Source organism: Pseudomonas citrullilanati (genome assembly GCF_030580855.1).
GTDB classification, from domain to species: Bacteria; Pseudomonadota; Gammaproteobacteria; order Pseudomonadales; family Pseudomonadaceae; genus Aquipseudomonas; species Aquipseudomonas citrulli.
In genome coordinates this window covers 84,020-99,652 of record NZ_JAUQOP010000014.1, presented here as the reverse complement: position 1 = coordinate 99,652, position 15,633 = coordinate 84,020, and the positions used below count along the sequence as shown (strand labels likewise).

Here is a 15,633-nt window from a genome sequence, read left to right as displayed (position 1 = left end):
TCAGCCTTTCAGCGCCTTCCAGATTTTGCCGACCGCCAGCACTCCCACCAAAACGGCTGCCCCCGCCACAATCCCCGCCACCGCATTCAACAACATCGGCACGATGAACCCGGCGCCACCGGCACTCGCCGCCACGCCTTCGATCCAGTGGTGCACCCGCGGCACGCCGTGGGTGAGGATGCCGCCGCCCACCAGGAACATGGCCGCGGTGCCGATCACCGACAGGCCCTTCATCATGTACGGCGCGGCGCGCAGGATGGCGCCGCCGATGCGCTGGGCGGCCTGCCCCGGCTTTTGCGCCAGCCACAGTCCCAGGTCGTCGAGCTTGACGATCCCGGCCACCAGGCCGTAGACCCCGGCGGTCATGACAATGGCGATACCCGAGAGCACGATCACCTGCTGGGTCAGCGGCGCATCGGCGACGGTGCCCAGGGTGATGGCGATGATTTCCGCCGACAGGATGAAGTCGGTGCGCACCGCGCCCTTGATCTTGTCCTTTTCAAAGGCCACCAGGTCGACCGCTGGATCAGCCACCGCCTCCACCAATTGCGTGTGTCCGGCCTGGTCTTCGGCCGGGCTGTGCAGGAACTTGTGGGCAAGCTTTTCGAAACCCTCGAAACACAGGTAGGCGCCGCCCACCATCAGCAGCGGCGTCACCAGCCAAGGCACGAAGGCGCTGATGGCCAGCGCCGAGGGCACCAGGATCAGCTTGTTGAGGAACGACCCCTTGGCCACTGCCCAGACCACCGGCAGCTCTCGCTCGGCACGCACGCCAGACACCTGCTGGGCATTGAGCGCCAGGTCGTCGCCGAGGACACCGGCGGTTTTCTTGGCCGCCATCTTGGTCATCAACGCTACGTCGTCGAGCACGGTGGCGATGTCGTCGATCAGTACCAGCAAACTGCTTCCAGCCATGGAGGGGCTCCTTGAACAATAATGCCGCGCAGCATACCGCGAGCCGTGGCGCCATGGTGCATTCTTGAGCGCCGCGCGAGGCCGGTGCTACCATGCGCCACCGCCATGACCGGCAAGGAACCCCTGGGTTTATGAGCACTATCCGCGAGCGCAACAAAGAACTGATCCTGCGTGCCGCCAGCGAGGAATTTGCCGACAAGGGCTTCGCCGCGACCAAGACCAGCGACATCGCGGCCAAGGCCGGCCTGCCCAAGCCCAACGTCTACTACTACTTCAAGTCCAAGGAAAACCTCTACCGCGAGGTCCTGGCGAGCATCATCGAACCCATCCTCCAGGCTTCCACGCCCTTCAATGCCGACGGCGTGCCGGGCGAAGTGCTGAGCCATTACATTCGCTCCAAGATCCGCATCTCCCGCGACCTGCCGTTCGCCTCCAAGGTCTTCGCCAGCGAGATCATGCACGGCGCCCCCCACCTGAGCCCCGACCTGGTGGAACAGCTCAACGCCCAGGCCCGACACAACATCGATTGCATCCAGACCTGGATCGACCGCGGCCAGATCGCCCCCATCGACCCCAACCACCTGATGTTCAGCATCTGGGCGGCCACCCAGACCTACGCCGATTTCGACTGGCAGATCTCCGCCGTGACCGGCAAGGCCAAGCTGGACGAGGCCGATTATGAAGCGGCGGCGCAGACGATCATTCGGTTGGTGTTGAAGGGGTGTGAGCCGGATCGCTAGGCTCGGTGTCAGGTCAAACCCAAACCGCATCCCACAGCGGGTAATCACCAAGCCGCTCTACCAGGCCTGCTCGCAACGGGTTGGCGACGACATAGCGAGCCATTATTACCAACTCTTCCTCCCGCCGCAGGGCTCGGTCATGGTAGCCCGGCTGCCAAAGGCTGCCTTTGCGCCCTGTGGATAGATTCACCGCCCGAGCACTCAGGGACTTGGTTTTTTGCATCAATTCATTCAGCGAACCTTGCTGCAATTCAACTAACCAATGGAAATGATCAGGCATGACTACCCAAGCCAATGACTTCGCCCATCTCTCATCCTGAGCATACCGAAACTGTTGAACGACCAATCTGCCTAAAGCGAAGTCTCGGAAAACCGGCTTTCGTTCAGCTGTGTTCGTGGTTAATAAATAGATTCGATTCAACTCACCATGACGGCCAGTGCGCAAGCGATGTGAAGCAGGTAGATCGGGCATTCCTTCGCGTCCCTAATGATCAGGTCACCAAAGGCTAGGCCAATAGATTTTTGAATGTCGGCAGACTCTTGGCTGGATGTGTCCGATAGATCGTCATCGCGAGCAAGCTCGCTCCCACACGGGGCTTGCGGTGTTCAGACATCATGTGTCCAACACCAGACCCTGTGGGAGCGAGCTTGCTCGCGATGACGCCAGTCCATTCACCGCAAAATCAGACAGTAACCCCCACATCTGCCCTCAACTGCACCGCCTCCACTGCCCTCACCGCCACCTGCTCATCGATGTCCGATGCGTCGCCGCTGATCCCCATCGCCCCCAGCACCTGCCCGTCCTGGTCCCTGATCAATACCCCACCCGGGGCCGGTACGACGCTGGTTGGGCCCAGCCCGTTCAAGGCGGCGAAAAACGCCGGGCGTTGTTGGGCGTCCTGGGCCAGCAGGCGCGAGCCCTTGCCCAGGGCGACGGCGCCCCAGGCCTTGCCGATGGCGATGTGCGGGCGTAGCAGGCTGGCGCCGTCCTCGCGCTGCAGGGCCATCAGGTGGCCGCCCGCGTCGAGGATGGCGACGGTCAGGGGGGCCGCGCTGATTTCACGGCCGGCGGCAAGGGCTTGACCGATCAGGTCGACGGCGACTTTCAAGGTTAGAGCGCTCATGGGTGCTGTCCTTCTTTTGTTATGTGAGAGCCTTCGGGGCTTCACCTTTCAGTGAAACCGGACACAACAAATAGAACACAACAAAGTATATTTTTGTATACAATAATTGTCGTAAAATCACTACAGCGACGAAAAGACGTAGATTCACCGGGCTTTCCGCGAATGAAACAGGCGCTTGAGAAAATGGATTGACCTAGGTCGCCCAGCGTGAATACACTCGACGCAAAGCCACTTGTATACAATTACAAAACGTAAGAGGCACAAAACCATGAGCAAAATGAGAGCAATCGAAGCCGCCGTCCTGGTGATGCGCCGTGAAGGCGTGGACACCGCCTTCGGCATCCCGGGGGCCGCGATCAACCCGCTGTACTCGGCCCTGCAGAAAGTGGGCGGCATCGATCATGTCCTCGCGCGCCACGTTGAAGGCGCCTCGCACATGGCCGAGGGCTACACCCGCACCCACGCCGGCAATATCGGCGTGTGCATCGGCACCTCGGGCCCGGCCGGCACCGACATGGTCACCGGCCTCTACAGCGCCTCGGCCGACTCCATCCCGATCCTCTGCATCACCGGCCAGGCCCCTCGCGCTCGCCTGCACAAGGAAGACTTCCAGGCCGTGGACATCACCAGCATCGTCAAGCCGGTGACCAAGTGGGCGACCACCGTGCTGGAGCCCGGCCAGGTGCCCTACGCGTTCCAGAAAGCCTTTTATGAAATGCGCTCCGGCCGGCCCGGCCCGGTGCTGATCGACCTGCCGTTCGATGTGCAGATGGCCGAGATCGAATTCGACATCGACGCCTACCAGCCGCTGCCCCTGGCCAAGCCCGCCGCCAGCCGCGTGCAGGTCGAGAAAGCCCTGGCGATGCTCGACCAGGCCGAGCGCCCGCTGCTGGTGGCCGGCGGCGGCATCATCAACGCCGATGCCAGCGAGCTGCTGGTGGAGTTCGCCGAGCTCACCGGCATCCCGGTCATTCCCACCTTGATGGGCTGGGGCACGATTCCCGACGATCACCCGCTGATGGTCGGCATGGTCGGCCTGCAGACGTCCCACCGCTACGGCAACGCGACGCTACTCAAGTCCGACGTGGTGCTGGGCATCGGCAACCGCTGGGCCAACCGTCACACCGGCTCGGTGGACGTCTACACCGAAGGCCGCTCGTTCATTCACGTGGACATCGAGCCGACCCAGATCGGCCGGGTGTTCACCCCGGACCTGGGCATCGTCTCCGACGCCGCCTTGGCCCTGACCGCGTTCATCGAAGTCGCCCGCGAATGGCACGCCGCCGGCAAGTTGAAGAACCGCAGCGCCTGGGTCCAGGACTGCCAGCAGCGCAAGGCCAGCCTGCAACGCAAGACCCACTTCGATAACGTGCCGGTCAAGCCCCAGCGCGTGTACGAAGAGATGAACCAGGTGTTCGGCAAGGACACCTGCTACGTCAGCACCATCGGCCTGTCGCAGATCGCCGGCGCGCAGTTCCTCCACGTCTACAAGCCGCGGCACTGGATCAACTGCGGCCAGGCCGGCCCCCTGGGCTGGACCATTCCAGCCGCGCTGGGGGTGGTCAAGGCCGATCCGAGCCGCAAGGTGGTGGCGCTGTCGGGCGACTATGATTTCCAGTTCATGATCGAGGAACTGGCGGTGGGCGCGCAGTTCAAGCTGCCGTACATCCATGTCGTGGTGAACAACTCCTACCTGGGCCTGATTCGCCAGGCCCAGCGCGGGTTCGACATGGACTATTGCGTGCAGCTGTCCTTCGATAACCTCAACGCGCCGGAGCTCAACGGCTATGGCGTGGACCACATCGCCGTGGCCGAGGGCCTGGGTTGCAAGGCGCTACGGGTGTTCGAGCCAGGCCAGATCGCCCCGGCACTGCGCCGCGCCGAGCAAATGATCGAGGAATTCAAGGTGCCGGTGATCGTCGAGATCATCCTGGAGCGGGTGACGAACATTTCCATGGGCACCGAGATCAACGCGGTCAACGAATTCGAAGACCTGGCGCTGGTGGGCAACGATGCGCCGACGGCTATTTCGTTGCTCGATTGATTGACTGTGCCCTTGTGGGAGCGGGCTTGCTCGCGAAGGCGGTGTATCAGCTACAGATGTGCCAACTGACACCCTGCCTTCGCGAGCAAGCCCGCTCCCACCAAGGGGCTTAAAGAACTCATAGGAGACCACCCATGCCGCGTTTCGCCGCCAACCTGTCCATGCTGTTCACCGAGCAGGATTTCCTCGCCCGTTTCGAAGCGGCCGCCAAGGCCGGTTTCAGCGGGGTCGAATACCTGTTCCCGTACGACTACAGCTCCGCCGAACTCAAGGCGCAGCTGGATGCCCACGGCCTGACCCAGGTGCTGTTCAACCTGCCGGCCGGCGACTGGGCCAAGGGCGAGCGTGGCATCGCCTGCCTGCCCGACCGGGTCGAGGAGTTTCGCGCCGGTGTCGACCTGGCCATCGCCTACGCCCAGGTGCTGGGCAACACCCAGGTCAACTGCCTGGCCGGGATTTGTCCGCAGAACTGCGACGAAGCGCTGGTGCGCAAGACCTTCGTCGCCAACCTCAAGTACGCGGCCGAAAAGCTGCAAGCCAAGGGCATCAGGCTGGTGATGGAAGCCATCAACACCCGCGACATCCCCGGCTTCTACCTGAACAACACCGCCCAGGCCCTGGCGATCCGCGAACAGGTGGGCAGCGCCAACCTGTTCCTGCAATACGACATCTACCACATGCAGATCATGGAAGGGGACCTGGCCCGCACCCTGTCAGCGCACCTGGGCGCGATCAACCACGTGCAACTGGCGGACAACCCGGGACGCCATGAGCCGGGGACCGGCGAGATCAACTACCGATTCCTGTTCGAACACCTGGACAACATCGGTTATGCGGGTTGGGTCGGTTGTGAATACAAGCCGCTGACCAGCACCGAAGAGGGGCTGGGCTGGCTAAAAAGCCATAACGCGATATGACCTAGGTCCACTTCCCTGTGGGAGCGGGCTTGCTCGCGAATGCGATAGGTCAGTCAACATCTCTATCGGATGTGCCGACGCCTTCGCGAGCAAGCCCGCTCCCACCCGAAGCAGTTCTCCATTTGCTGAAACAGCGATAAAAACAAGAGGATTTCCCCATGGCTAAAATCGGATTCATCGGCACCGGCATCATGGGCCACCCCATGGCCCTGAACCTGCAAAAGGCCGGTCACCGCCTGTTCCTGTCGCAACACCACGACGCGGCCCCGGCCGACCTGCTGGCCGGCGGCGCGGTGGCGTTGGCTAACCCGAAGGAAGTCGCCCAGGAAGCCGAGTTCATCATCATCATGGTCCCGGACACCCCCCAGGTCGACGACGTACTGTTCCGTGCCGATGGCGTGGCGGCAGGCGTGGGCGCGGGCAAGGTGGTGATCGACATGAGCTCGATCTCCCCCACCGCCACCAAGGCGTTCGCGGCGAAGATCAATGAAAAAGGCGCGCAGTACCTCGACGCGCCGGTGTCCGGTGGCGAAGTCGGCGCCAAGGCCGCGACCCTGAGCATCATGGTCGGTGGCGACAGCGCGGTGTTCGAACGCGCGCTGCCACTGTTCCAGGCCATGGGCAAGAACATCACCCTGGTGGGCGGCAACGGCGACGGTCAGACCGCCAAGGTCGCCAACCAGATCATCGTGGCGCTGAACATCCAGGCGGTCGCCGAAGCCCTGCTGTTCGCCGCGAAGAACGGCGCCGACCCGGCCAAGGTCCGCGAGGCGCTGATGGGCGGCTTCGCCTCGTCGAAGATCCTCGAAGTGCATGGCGAACGCATGATCAAGGGCACCTTCGACCCGGGCTTCCGCATCAGCCTGCACCAGAAGGACCTGAACCTGGCCCTGCAAGGCGCCAGGGAACTGAACATCAACCTGCCCAACACCGCCAACGCCCAGCAAGTGTTCAGCACCTGCGCGGCCATCGGTGGCAGCCACTGGGATCACTCGGCGTTGATCAAGGGGCTGGAGCACATGGCCAGTTTCTCGATTCGCGATAACTGACACACCGCACGAACCTGTGGGAGCGGGCCTGCTCGCGAAGACGGTCTATCTGCCAATGATGTGTTGACTGACACACCGCCTTCGCGGGCAAGCCCGCTCCCCCAGGTGCCCTCATAGCCCTTCAAATAACAAGAATTCCGGGAGCCCGCCATGTCGGTCGATCCGCAACAACTGCTGCGCGAGCTGTTTGCCACAGCCATCGACGCGGCGCATCCGCAGCACGTCCTTGAACAATACCTGCCCCGCGATCGCAGCGGCCGGGTGATCGTCATCGGTGCCGGCAAGGCTGCCGCCGCCATGGCCCAGGTGGTCGAGCGCTGTTGGCAGGGTGACGTCTCGGGCCTGGTGGTGACCCGCTACGGCCATGGCGCGCCGTGCCAGAAAATCGAGGTGGTGGAAGCCGCCCACCCCGTGCCCGACGCTGCCGGCCTGGCGGTGGCCCAGCGCGTCCTGGAGCTGGTCAGCGACCTGACGGAAGACGACCGGGTGATTTTCCTGTTGTCCGGCGGCGGCTCGGCGTTGCTGGCGCTGCCGGCGGCCGGTATCACCCTGGCCGACAAGCAATCGATCAACAAGGCCCTGCTCAAGTCCGGCGCCACCATCGGCGAGATGAATTGCGTGCGCAAGCACCTCTCGGCGATCAAGGGCGGCCGCCTGGGCAAGGCCTGCTGGCCGGCCACGGTCTACACCTACGCGATTTCCGACGTCCCCGGAGACCTGGCCACGGTCATCGCCTCCGGCCCCACGGTGGCCGACCCGAGCACCTCGGCCGAGGCGCTGGCGATCCTCAAGCGCTACCACATCGAGGTCCCGGCCGCCGTGCGCGCCTGGCTGCAAAGTCCGGAATCGGAAACCGTCAAGCCGGGTGACCCGAGCCTGGCCCGCAGCCACTTCCAACTGATCGCCCGCCCCCAGCAATCCCTCGAAGCCGCTGCCGTGAAGGCCCGCCAGGCCGGCTTCAGCCCACTGATCCTCGGCGACCTGGAAGGTGAATCCCGGGAAGTGGCGAAGGTCCACGCCGGCATCGCCCGGCAAATCGCCCTGCATGGCCAACCCTTGCCGGCACCCTGCGTGATCCTGTCCGGCGGCGAAACCACGGTCACCGTACGCGGCCATGGCCGCGGCGGACGCAATGCCGAATTCCTCCTGAGCCTGGTCGACAGCCTCAAGGGCCATCCCGGCATCTACGCGCTGGCCGGCGACACGGACGGCATCGACGGCTCCGAAGACAACGCCGGCACCCTCATGACCCCGGACAGCTATCGCCGCGCCGCCGAACTGGGCCTGAACGCCAGCGATGAACTGGACGACAACAACGGCTATGGCTATTTCGCCGCGCTGGATGGGCTGATCGTCACCGAGCCGACCCGCACCAACGTCAACGACTTTCGCGCCATCCTGATCCTCGAGAACCCCAAACATGACGCCTGATAAAAAGGTCAAGATCCTCGCCACGCTCGGCCCGGCGACCCGTGGCATCGAAGACATCCGCGACCTGGTGCGGGCCGGCGTGAACATCTTCCGCCTGAACTTCAGCCACGGCGACCACGCCGACCACGCCCAGCGCTACCACTGGATCCGTGAGGTCGAGCAGCAGTTGAACTACCCGCTGGGCATCCTGATGGACCTGCAAGGCCCGAAACTGCGGGTCGGCCAGTTCGCCGACGGCAAGGTGCTGCTGCAACGCGGCCAGGCCCTGCGCCTGGACCTGGACCCGACACCCGGCGACCAATGCCGGGTCAACCTGCCCCACCCGGAAATCATCGCCGCCCTGGAACCCGGCATGGACCTGTTGCTGGACGACGGCAAGCTGCGCCTGCGGGTGACGGCCCGGCACGCCGACGCCATCGACACCGAAGTGCTCAACGGTGGCGAGCTGTCCGACCGCAAGGGGGTGAACGTGCCCCAGGCCGTGCTCGACCTGAGCCCGCTGACCCAGAAGGATCGGCGCGACTTGAGCTTCGGCCTGGAGCTGGGCGTGGACTGGGTGGCGCTGTCGTTCGTCCAGCGCCCCGACGACATTCGCGAGGCCCGGGCACTGATCGGGGACAAGGCGTTCCTGATGGCGAAGATCGAGAAGCCGTCGGCCGTGAGCCAGCTGCGGGAGATCGCCGAACTGTGTGACGCGATCATGGTTGCCCGGGGCGACCTGGGCGTCGAAGTGCCGGCCGAAAGCGTGCCGCAGATCCAGAAAACCATCATCGGCACCTGCCGCGCCCTCGGCAAACCCGTGGTGGTCGCCACGCAGATGCTCGAATCCATGCGTTTCTCCCCGGCGCCGACCCGCGCCGAAGTCACCGACGTGGCGAATGCCGTGGCCGAAGGCGCCGACGCGGTGATGCTCTCGGCGGAAACCGCGTCGGGCGACTACCCCCTCGAAGCCGTGCAGATGATGAGCAAGATCATCCGCCAGGTGGAAAACGGCCCGGACTATCCCACGCAACTGGACGTCAGCCGGCCGAAGGCCGAGGCCACGGTGTCGGACGCCATCAGCTGTGCCATTCGCCGCATCAGCAGCATCCTGCCGGTGGCGGTGCTGGTGAACTACAGCGAGTCGGGCAGCTCCAGCCTGCGGGCGGCGCGGGAGCGGCCCACGGTACCGATCCTCAACCTTACGCCGAACCTGGCCGCCGCGCGCCGCCTGACCGTGGCCTGGGGTGTGCACTCGGTGGTCAATGATCGATTGCGGCAAGTGGACGAGGTCTGCTCCACCGCCCTGGAAATCGCCCAGGCCCAAGGCATGGCCCAGCGTGGCGACACCCTGCTGATCACGGCCGGCGTGCCGTTCGGGCAGCCGGGCTCGACCAACTCGTTGCGGATCGAGACGTTGATCTAGCGACTGCACTGGCCCCTTCGCGAGCAGGCCCGCTCCCACAGGAGGTCGATGTGTTCCTGTGGGAGCGGGCTTGCTCGCGAAAAGAACAACCCGGTCCATCAGACATACCATGACAAACCCCCACTGCCCCGACTGGGCCACCGCCCTGCTCAACGGCTTCAGCCAGATTTTCCTCCAGCGCCACCCGCTGTGCGGCCTGCTGTGCCTGTTGGCGATTCTCTTTACCGCGCCCGCGTTGTTTGGCGGCGCATTGCTGGGCGGCGTGGCCGGCTTGCTCACGGCGCAGCGGCGAGGCTACGCCAAGGCGGATCGACAGGCCGGGCTGTTCAGCTACAACGGCATCCTGCTGGGGTTGCTGTTGAGCCTGGCGCTGCCCTGGTCGGCCTTGCTGGCACCGTTGATCATTGCCGGTGGCGGGCTCAGTGCGATGCTGGTCCAGCAATGGCTCAAGCGCAGCCACGGCCCTCGCGGCCTGCCCGCCTACACCGCGCCGTTCGTTGGCCTGGGCTGGTGGGTGCTGGCGCTCAGCCCGGAACCATCGTCGCCGCCGCCGCTGGCTCTGACGCTCGACACGCTGTTGACCGCTCCATTGAGAGGCCTGGGCCAGGTAGTTTTCCTCGATCAACCACTGGCCGGTGCGCTGATTGCCATCGGCCTGCTGCTGGCCAGTCCCCGCGCCGCCGGCTGGGCCCTGCTTGGCTCGGTCGCCGGGCTGGCCTTCGCCCTATTGAATCAGGCAGACACCACCGCCCTTGCCGGCCTGGGCGGCTATAACCCGGCCCTGGTGGCGCTGGCCCTCAGCCAACGACGCCGGCGACCGTGGCGGCCACTGGCGGGCATCCTCCTGGCGGTGATGCTCACGCCTGGCTTCGGCGCCCTGGGCCTGGCGCCACTGACAGCCCCGTTCATCCTCGCCGGCTGGCTGGTCACGGCCACCGGCCGGGCCTGGCACCAGGCCCGCCGCGATTGCGCGCCTTGCGCTTTGCCGGGCAATCACCCTAGGCTTCGCTGATTACCGGTTCAGGCGAAGGTTATGGACAGCGACAACAATTGGCGTGAACGCCTCTACGTAATGATTTTCCAGACCGACACCGTGGCCGGCCGGCGTTTCGACAGCACGCTGCTGTTGATCATCCTCGCCAGCCTGGTGATCGTGATGCTCGACAGCATCGACAGCGTGCACAAGAACTATGCGCCCGTGCTGGCCGGTATCGAGTGGGGCTTCACCTTCATCTTCATCGTCGAGTACGGCCTGCGCCTGTATTGCTCGCCCAAGCCGCTGCGCTACGCCTTCAGTTTCTATGGGCTGGTGGACCTGCTGGCGATCGTGCCGGGCATCCTCGCGCTGTATTACAGCGATGCCCAATACCTGCTGATCGTGCGGATCATCCGCATGCTGCGGATCTTCCGCGTGCTCAAGCTCAGCCCCTACCTCAAGCAGGCCAACTACCTGCTGGCGGCCTTGCGGGGCAGCAAGCAGAAGATCATCGTGTTCCTGGTCAGCGTATCGACCCTGGTGACGGTGTTCGGCACCTTGATGTACGTCATCGAAGGCCCCGAACACGGGTTCACCAGCATTCCCAAGGGCATCTATTGGGCTATCGTGACGCTGACCACCGTGGGCTTCGGCGATATCGTGCCCAAGACGCCGCTGGGCCAGGTGGTGTCATCCCTGGTGATGATCACCGGTTACTCGATCATCGCCGTGCCGACCGGCATCTTCACCGCCGAATTGGCCACTGCCATGCGCGGCGACTCGCTCAAGCACGATTGCCCGGTGTGCAACAAGAACACCCATGAACCGGCAGCGGCTTTCTGCGCCCGTTGCGGCAATGCATTGTTTAAGAAACTGGAATAAGCAAAGTACTTTTAAATGCTTGAAGAGCTATGGGCTTGCAGCTAGTTTGCCCGGCATCTCCCTTCCCAATAAAAAAGGAATTCGAAGTGAAGAACTTCTTTGCCGCCTCCCTTCTCGCCGCTGGCCTGGCCTTCGGCAACCTGGCCCACGCCGCGCCGACCCTGCTCAACGTTTCCTACGACGTGATGCGCGATTTCTACAAGGATTACAACGCGGCCTTCCAGAAGCATTGGCAAGCCGAGCACAACGAAAACATCACCGTGCAGATGTCGTTCGGCGGCTCCAGCAAGCAGGCGCGCTCGGTGATCGATGGCTTGCCGGCGGATGTCATCACCATGAACATGGCGACCGACATCAATGCCCTGGCCGACAACGGCAAGCTGGTCCCGGATAACTGGGTCACCCGCCTGCCGAACCACAGCGCCCCGTTCACCTCGGCCACGGTGTTCATCGTGCGCAAGGGCAACCCCAAGGCACTGAAGGACTGGCCCGACCTGCTCAAGGACGGCGTGCAGGTGATCGTGCCCAACCCGAAGACCTCCGGCAACGGGCGCTATACCTACCTGTCGGCGTGGGGTTATGTCCTCAAGAACGGCGGTGACGAGAACAAGGCCAAGGACTTCGTCGGCAAGCTGTTCAAGCAAGCGCCGGTGCTGGATACCGGTGGCCGTGCCGCGACTACCACGTTCATGACCAACCAGATCGGCGACGTGCTGGTGACCTTTGAAAACGAAGCGGAAATGATCGCCCGTGAGTTCGGCCGCGACCAGTTCGAAGTGGTCTACCCAAGCGTATCCGCCGAAGCCGAGCCACCGGTGAGCGTGGTGGACAAGGTGGTCGAGAAAAAAGGCTCCCGCGCGGCGGCCGAGGCCTACCTCAACTACCTCTGGTCGCCGGAAGGCCAGGAGATCGCCGCCGCCAACTACCTGCGTCCACGGGACCCGGCGGTGCTGGCCAAGTACACCGATCGCTTCCCGAAAGTGGATTTCCTGTCGGTGGAAAAAACCTTCGGCGACTGGCGCACGGTGCAGAAGACCCACTTCAATGACGGTGGGATTTTCGATCAGATCTACAGCGGCCAGTAAGAAAGGCATGAGCGCTGCGCAGCCCTGTGGCGAGGGGATTTATCCCGTTGGGTTGCGCAGCAGACCTAAAACCTGAAGTCCCGGTGTGTCAGGCTGATTATATTCAAATGGCTATTTTTGGAGCTTCTGCGCAGCCCAGCGGGGATAAATCCCCTCGCCGCAGAGGTCTCCTGCACATAGAGATCCATCATCAACCACAGGCATGTCTGTTATCAGTCACAAGGCCTGTTCCTGAGCCCCGCAACGCTTTAGCCTCTCGCCATCCCACCTGTTCACTGACGAGATTGCCATGAGTGCCCATCCTCCAACCCTGCACGCCGGCGCCGGCCTGACGCGCGGCATGGTCCTGCTGTTCGCCTTCTGCTGTGGCGCCATCGTCGCCAATATCTACTACGCCCAACCCATCATCGAACTGATCGCCCCGGACGTGGGCCTGAGCAGCACCATGGCCAGCCTGATCGTCTCGTTGACCCAGATCGGTTACGCCCTCGGGTTGTTTTTCCTGGTGCCACTGGGCGACTTGGTGGAGAACCGCCGGTTGATGATCATCACCAGCTTCGTGGCGATTGCCAGCCTGCTGGGGGCGGCGTTCACCGACCAGCCGAACGTGTTCCTGCTGGTCTCGCTGCTGGTGGGCTTCAGTTCGGTGTCGGTGCAAGTGCTGATCCCCCTGGCCGCGCACCTGGCGCCGGAGCAATCCCGGGGGCGCGTCGTGGGCGGCATCATGGGGGGCTTGCTGCTGGGGATCCTGCTGGCGCGGCCGGTGTCGAGCGTGGTGGCCGACCACTTCGGCTGGCGTGCGATGTTCATGATCGCGGCCGCGTTGATGGCAGCGATCAGCATCATCCTGGCGCTGACCGTGCCCAAGCGCCAGCCCGACCATCGCGCCTCTTATGGCCAACTGCTGCGCTCGCTCGGCACCTTGTTGCGCCAACAGCCGTTGTTGCGCCAGCGGGCGCTTTACCAGGCCGGCCTGTTCGCCACCTTCAGCCTGTTCTGGACCGCCGTGCCGCTGGAGCTGTCACGCAACCATGGGTTGTCCCAATCTGAAATCGCCTTGTTCGCCCTGGTCGGTGCCCTGGGCGCCGTCGCCGCGCCCATCGCCGGTCGCCTGGCGGATGCCGGCCATACCCGCGTGGCTTCGCTGCTGGCGATGCTGTTCGCCAGCCTGAGTTTCCTGCCGGCATTCATCCATCCGCTCTACAGCGTCATCGGCCTGGCCATCACCGGCGTGGTCCTGGATTTCTGCGTGCAGATGAACATGGTCCTGGGCCAGCGCACCATCTACGCCCTCGACGCGAAAAGCCGCAGCCGCTTGAACGCGCTGTACATGACCAGCATCTTCGTCGGCGGGGCGTTTGGCTCATCGATTGCCAGCGCGGTGTACGAACACGGCGGCTGGCTGTGGGTGGTGATCGTCGGCAGTACATTCCCACTGCTGGTGCTGCTGCGTTTCCTGAGTGCTTCGCAGAAGGCGTCCCTGGCGACGGCTTGAAATCAGGGACAAAAAAAATGCCCGGTCGCCCATGACGACCGGGCATTTTCATCGGGACTCAGACCCGCACATTGCCACGCGGCCCGGCGATCGCCCAGATGATCAGGCCCAGCACCGGCAACAACAGGATCAGCAGCACCCAGAGGACTTTCATCCCGACTTCCGCACCGCTCTTGAGCACATTGATGATCGCCCAGATATCGAGCGCCAGGATAATCAGGCCAATCAGGCCATTGAAGGTGGAACCCATGGTGTCGCTCCCTAATAGTGATAGCCACACTTAGGATAGCCGGGCCGCGCCAAGGGTTCCGTTTATCGCCTCAGATGTGGACGGCGACCTTGAGGGCTTCCAGGGCCGGCGCGGCGGCGATGCCCACCTGCGCGCACAGTTCCAGCACCCGCGGCACGTCATTGCCGAACACCAGCACCATCTGCAATTCATCGTCCAGCAGTTGGCTGAAGTTCATCAGCACGTAGCCGCCGCTTTCCTTGCTCAGGCTGCTCATCTGGATCTGGATGCGGTTGAGCGCCGTCAGCGCCTCGGTTTTCGCCAGTTGCTTGGGCTTGAGGTTGAACGCCACCCCAGGGCCGAACGAGGCGACGATCTGTTCGAACAGGTCGACGTAGGTGTCGGCCTGGAACAGCACGGTATCCGGCAGGCTGCCCACGACCACCCACTCACCCAGCGGGATCGGGAAGCTGTCGTCGTAATTGATGTCCGGATTGGCCGCCAGGAAAGCCACCGGATCGGCGTAGGCCTGGGCCGCTTCGTCGGCGATTCGTGCAATGTCAGCTTCGCCGAGGCAGCCGGAGCTGATTTTGCTGATGAGTTCGACGAGGGCGGCTTTCATGGGGGGATCCTGTGGAGGTGGGTTTGCAGGGCGCGCAGGATACCCCATCCGAGCATTGAAACGGACCTGGCTGCCCCTTGCTCTTTTGTTTTGTGGCGAAGGGATCTGACCCCTCGCCACCAGGGCAGGCGATCAACCCAACAACTTTTCCAACTGCGCCGTCGTGTCCACCGCGCCCATGGTCTTCGCGGCATCCAGGGCCGAGGCGCCGTTGGCGTCCCTGGCTTTCGGGTCGGCTCCCTTGCTGATCAGGTAATCGACGATCTCCACGCGGTTGAACATCGCCGCCATCATCAGCGCGGTGCGGCCGTCGAAGGATGAGCCTTCCACCTGCGCGCCGCCGTCCACCAGCGCCGAGACCACGGCCAGGTCGCCCTTGAACGCCGCGCCGGCAATCGGGCTCTGGCCGTTGTCGTTGCGCACTTCCGGGTCAGCCTTGTGTTCGAGCAACACCTTCACCGTTTCCACATGCCCGTGGTAGGCGGCCAGCATCAGCAAGGTGTCGCCCTTGTGGTTGCGCAGGTTGGGCGGCAGGCCCTTGCTCAGCAAGGCGGCCATCATGGCGGCGTCCCCCTGGCGGGCGACATTGAACACCTGCTCGGCAAACTCCGCAGCCTCTTCCGGGGTCATCTGGCGGCTTGTATCGGACATGGGAAACTCCATTTGGGCATTCGCAAAGCGGCTAGTTTCCCGACCGTCCCGGACCCTGTCATCCCTTT

Annotated in this window: 16 protein-coding genes; 10 read left to right on the top strand and 6 right to left on the bottom strand. The window is 63.7% G+C overall.

The features are described 5' to 3' along the window. Entirely contained in the window at window positions 1–915 is a 915-nt protein-coding gene (locus Q6A48_RS12195) for a DUF808 domain-containing protein (protein ID WP_304554358.1), read from the bottom strand. A 131-nt stretch (window positions 916–1,046) separates the two neighbouring features. Between Q6A48_RS12195 and Q6A48_RS12190 the strand changes: the two genes are divergently transcribed. Next, window positions 1,047–1,655 (top strand): TetR/AcrR family transcriptional regulator, encoded by a 609-nt coding sequence (locus Q6A48_RS12190; RefSeq protein WP_304554357.1) that lies wholly within the window; start codon window positions 1,047–1,049, stop codon window positions 1,653–1,655. Between the two features lie 13 nt (window positions 1,656–1,668). Here the strand turns inward: Q6A48_RS12190 and Q6A48_RS12185 are convergent, their stop codons facing one another. Next, window positions 1,669–2,127 carry an REP-associated tyrosine transposase gene (locus Q6A48_RS12185; RefSeq protein ID WP_304554356.1) on the bottom strand — a complete coding sequence of 153 codons (459 nt, stop codon included), beginning with the start codon at window positions 2,125–2,127 and terminating at the stop codon, window positions 1,669–1,671. Between the two features lie 211 nt (window positions 2,128–2,338). Continuing rightward, the gene (locus Q6A48_RS12180; protein WP_304554355.1) at window positions 2,339–2,779 is read right to left on the bottom strand and encodes a GlcG/HbpS family heme-binding protein; all 441 of its coding nucleotides are present in this window, start codon (window positions 2,777–2,779) and stop codon (window positions 2,339–2,341) included. Window positions 2,780–3,047: 268 nt separating this feature from the next. Here Q6A48_RS12180 and gcl point away from each other — a divergent pair, with 268 nt between their 5' ends. From gcl to Q6A48_RS12135, 9 genes are all read left to right on the top strand, one after another. After that, on the top strand, window positions 3,048–4,823 hold the full coding sequence (gene gcl / locus Q6A48_RS12175) for a glyoxylate carboligase (RefSeq protein ID WP_304554354.1): 1,776 nt from the start codon (window positions 3,048–3,050) through the stop codon (window positions 4,821–4,823). A gap of 134 nt (window positions 4,824–4,957) precedes the next feature. After that, window positions 4,958–5,740, top strand: a complete 783-nt coding sequence (hyi, locus tag Q6A48_RS12170; protein ID WP_304554353.1) for a hydroxypyruvate isomerase — start codon at window positions 4,958–4,960, stop codon at window positions 5,738–5,740. Between the two features lie 158 nt (window positions 5,741–5,898). Then, window positions 5,899–6,789: a 2-hydroxy-3-oxopropionate reductase gene (locus Q6A48_RS12165; RefSeq protein WP_304554352.1), complete on the top strand. Its 891-nt coding sequence runs from the start codon at window positions 5,899–5,901 to the stop codon at window positions 6,787–6,789. 150 nt (window positions 6,790–6,939) lie between these two features. Beyond that, window positions 6,940–8,220, top strand: coding sequence for a glycerate kinase type-2 family protein (locus tag Q6A48_RS12160; protein WP_304554351.1), 1,281 nt, complete (start codon window positions 6,940–6,942; stop codon window positions 8,218–8,220). Further along, window positions 8,210–9,625, top strand: coding sequence for a pyruvate kinase (pyk, locus tag Q6A48_RS12155; protein WP_304554350.1), 1,416 nt, complete (start codon window positions 8,210–8,212; stop codon window positions 9,623–9,625). Before Q6A48_RS12160 ends, pyk begins: the two co-directional genes overlap by 11 nt. A gap of 109 nt (window positions 9,626–9,734) precedes the next feature. Further along, window positions 9,735–10,637, top strand: coding sequence for an urea transporter (locus tag Q6A48_RS12150; RefSeq protein WP_304554349.1), 903 nt, complete (start codon window positions 9,735–9,737; stop codon window positions 10,635–10,637). 21 nt (window positions 10,638–10,658) lie between these two features. After that, window positions 10,659–11,483 carry an ion transporter gene (locus Q6A48_RS12145; protein WP_304554348.1) on the top strand — a complete coding sequence of 275 codons (825 nt, stop codon included), beginning with the start codon at window positions 10,659–10,661 and terminating at the stop codon, window positions 11,481–11,483. An 86-nt stretch (window positions 11,484–11,569) separates the two neighbouring features. Next, window positions 11,570–12,568, top strand: coding sequence for a sulfate ABC transporter substrate-binding protein (locus tag Q6A48_RS12140; RefSeq protein ID WP_304554347.1), 999 nt, complete (start codon window positions 11,570–11,572; stop codon window positions 12,566–12,568). A gap of 289 nt (window positions 12,569–12,857) precedes the next feature. Then, window positions 12,858–14,063 carry an MFS transporter gene (locus Q6A48_RS12135; protein WP_304554346.1) on the top strand — a complete coding sequence of 402 codons (1,206 nt, stop codon included), beginning with the start codon at window positions 12,858–12,860 and terminating at the stop codon, window positions 14,061–14,063. 58 nt (window positions 14,064–14,121) lie between these two features. Here the strand turns inward: Q6A48_RS12135 and Q6A48_RS12130 are convergent, their stop codons facing one another. The 3 genes from Q6A48_RS12130 to Q6A48_RS12120 form a co-directional block, all read right to left on the bottom strand. Beyond that, complete coding sequence (locus Q6A48_RS12130) at window positions 14,122–14,313, bottom strand: PLDc N-terminal domain-containing protein (RefSeq protein WP_042731740.1); 192 nt, start codon at window positions 14,311–14,313, stop codon at window positions 14,122–14,124. Window positions 14,314–14,383: 70 nt separating this feature from the next. Then, window positions 14,384–14,914: a hypothetical protein gene (locus tag Q6A48_RS12125; RefSeq protein ID WP_304554345.1), complete on the bottom strand. Its 531-nt coding sequence runs from the start codon at window positions 14,912–14,914 to the stop codon at window positions 14,384–14,386. Window positions 14,915–15,046: 132 nt separating this feature from the next. Continuing rightward, window positions 15,047–15,565, bottom strand: coding sequence for an ankyrin repeat domain-containing protein (locus tag Q6A48_RS12120; RefSeq protein ID WP_304554344.1), 519 nt, complete (start codon window positions 15,563–15,565; stop codon window positions 15,047–15,049). Between the last annotated feature and the right edge of the window lie 68 nt (window positions 15,566–15,633).

Bases quoted from the DNA above. Each gene is read 5' to 3' on its own strand.
- pyk (WP_304554350.1), top strand. From the start codon at position 8,210: ATGACGCCTGATAAAAAGGTCAAGATCCTCGCCACGCTCGGCCCGGCG.
- Q6A48_RS12145 (WP_304554348.1), top strand. From the start codon at position 10,659: ATGGACAGCGACAACAATTGGCGTGAACGCCTCTACGTAATGATTTTC.
- Q6A48_RS12135 (WP_304554346.1), top strand. From the start codon at position 12,858: ATGAGTGCCCATCCTCCAACCCTGCACGCCGGCGCCGGCCTGACGCGC.
- Q6A48_RS12150 (WP_304554349.1), top strand. From the start codon at position 9,735: ATGACAAACCCCCACTGCCCCGACTGGGCCACCGCCCTGCTCAACGGC.
- hyi (WP_304554353.1), top strand. From the start codon at position 4,958: ATGCCGCGTTTCGCCGCCAACCTGTCCATGCTGTTCACCGAGCAGGAT.
- Q6A48_RS12130 (WP_042731740.1), bottom strand. From the start codon at position 14,313: ATGGGTTCCACCTTCAATGGCCTGATTGGCCTGATTATCCTGGCGCTC.
- Q6A48_RS12125 (WP_304554345.1), bottom strand. From the start codon at position 14,914: ATGAAAGCCGCCCTCGTCGAACTCATCAGCAAAATCAGCTCCGGCTGC.
- gcl (WP_304554354.1), top strand. From the start codon at position 3,048: ATGAGCAAAATGAGAGCAATCGAAGCCGCCGTCCTGGTGATGCGCCGT.
- Q6A48_RS12180 (WP_304554355.1), bottom strand. From the start codon at position 2,779: ATGAGCGCTCTAACCTTGAAAGTCGCCGTCGACCTGATCGGTCAAGCC.
- Q6A48_RS12195 (WP_304554358.1), bottom strand. From the start codon at position 915: ATGGCTGGAAGCAGTTTGCTGGTACTGATCGACGACATCGCCACCGTG.
- Q6A48_RS12185 (WP_304554356.1), bottom strand. From the start codon at position 2,127: ATGCCCGATCTACCTGCTTCACATCGCTTGCGCACTGGCCGTCATGGT.
- Q6A48_RS12190 (WP_304554357.1), top strand. From the start codon at position 1,047: ATGAGCACTATCCGCGAGCGCAACAAAGAACTGATCCTGCGTGCCGCC.
- Q6A48_RS12160 (WP_304554351.1), top strand. From the start codon at position 6,940: ATGTCGGTCGATCCGCAACAACTGCTGCGCGAGCTGTTTGCCACAGCC.
- Q6A48_RS12165 (WP_304554352.1), top strand. From the start codon at position 5,899: ATGGCTAAAATCGGATTCATCGGCACCGGCATCATGGGCCACCCCATG.
- Q6A48_RS12120 (WP_304554344.1), bottom strand. From the start codon at position 15,565: ATGTCCGATACAAGCCGCCAGATGACCCCGGAAGAGGCTGCGGAGTTT.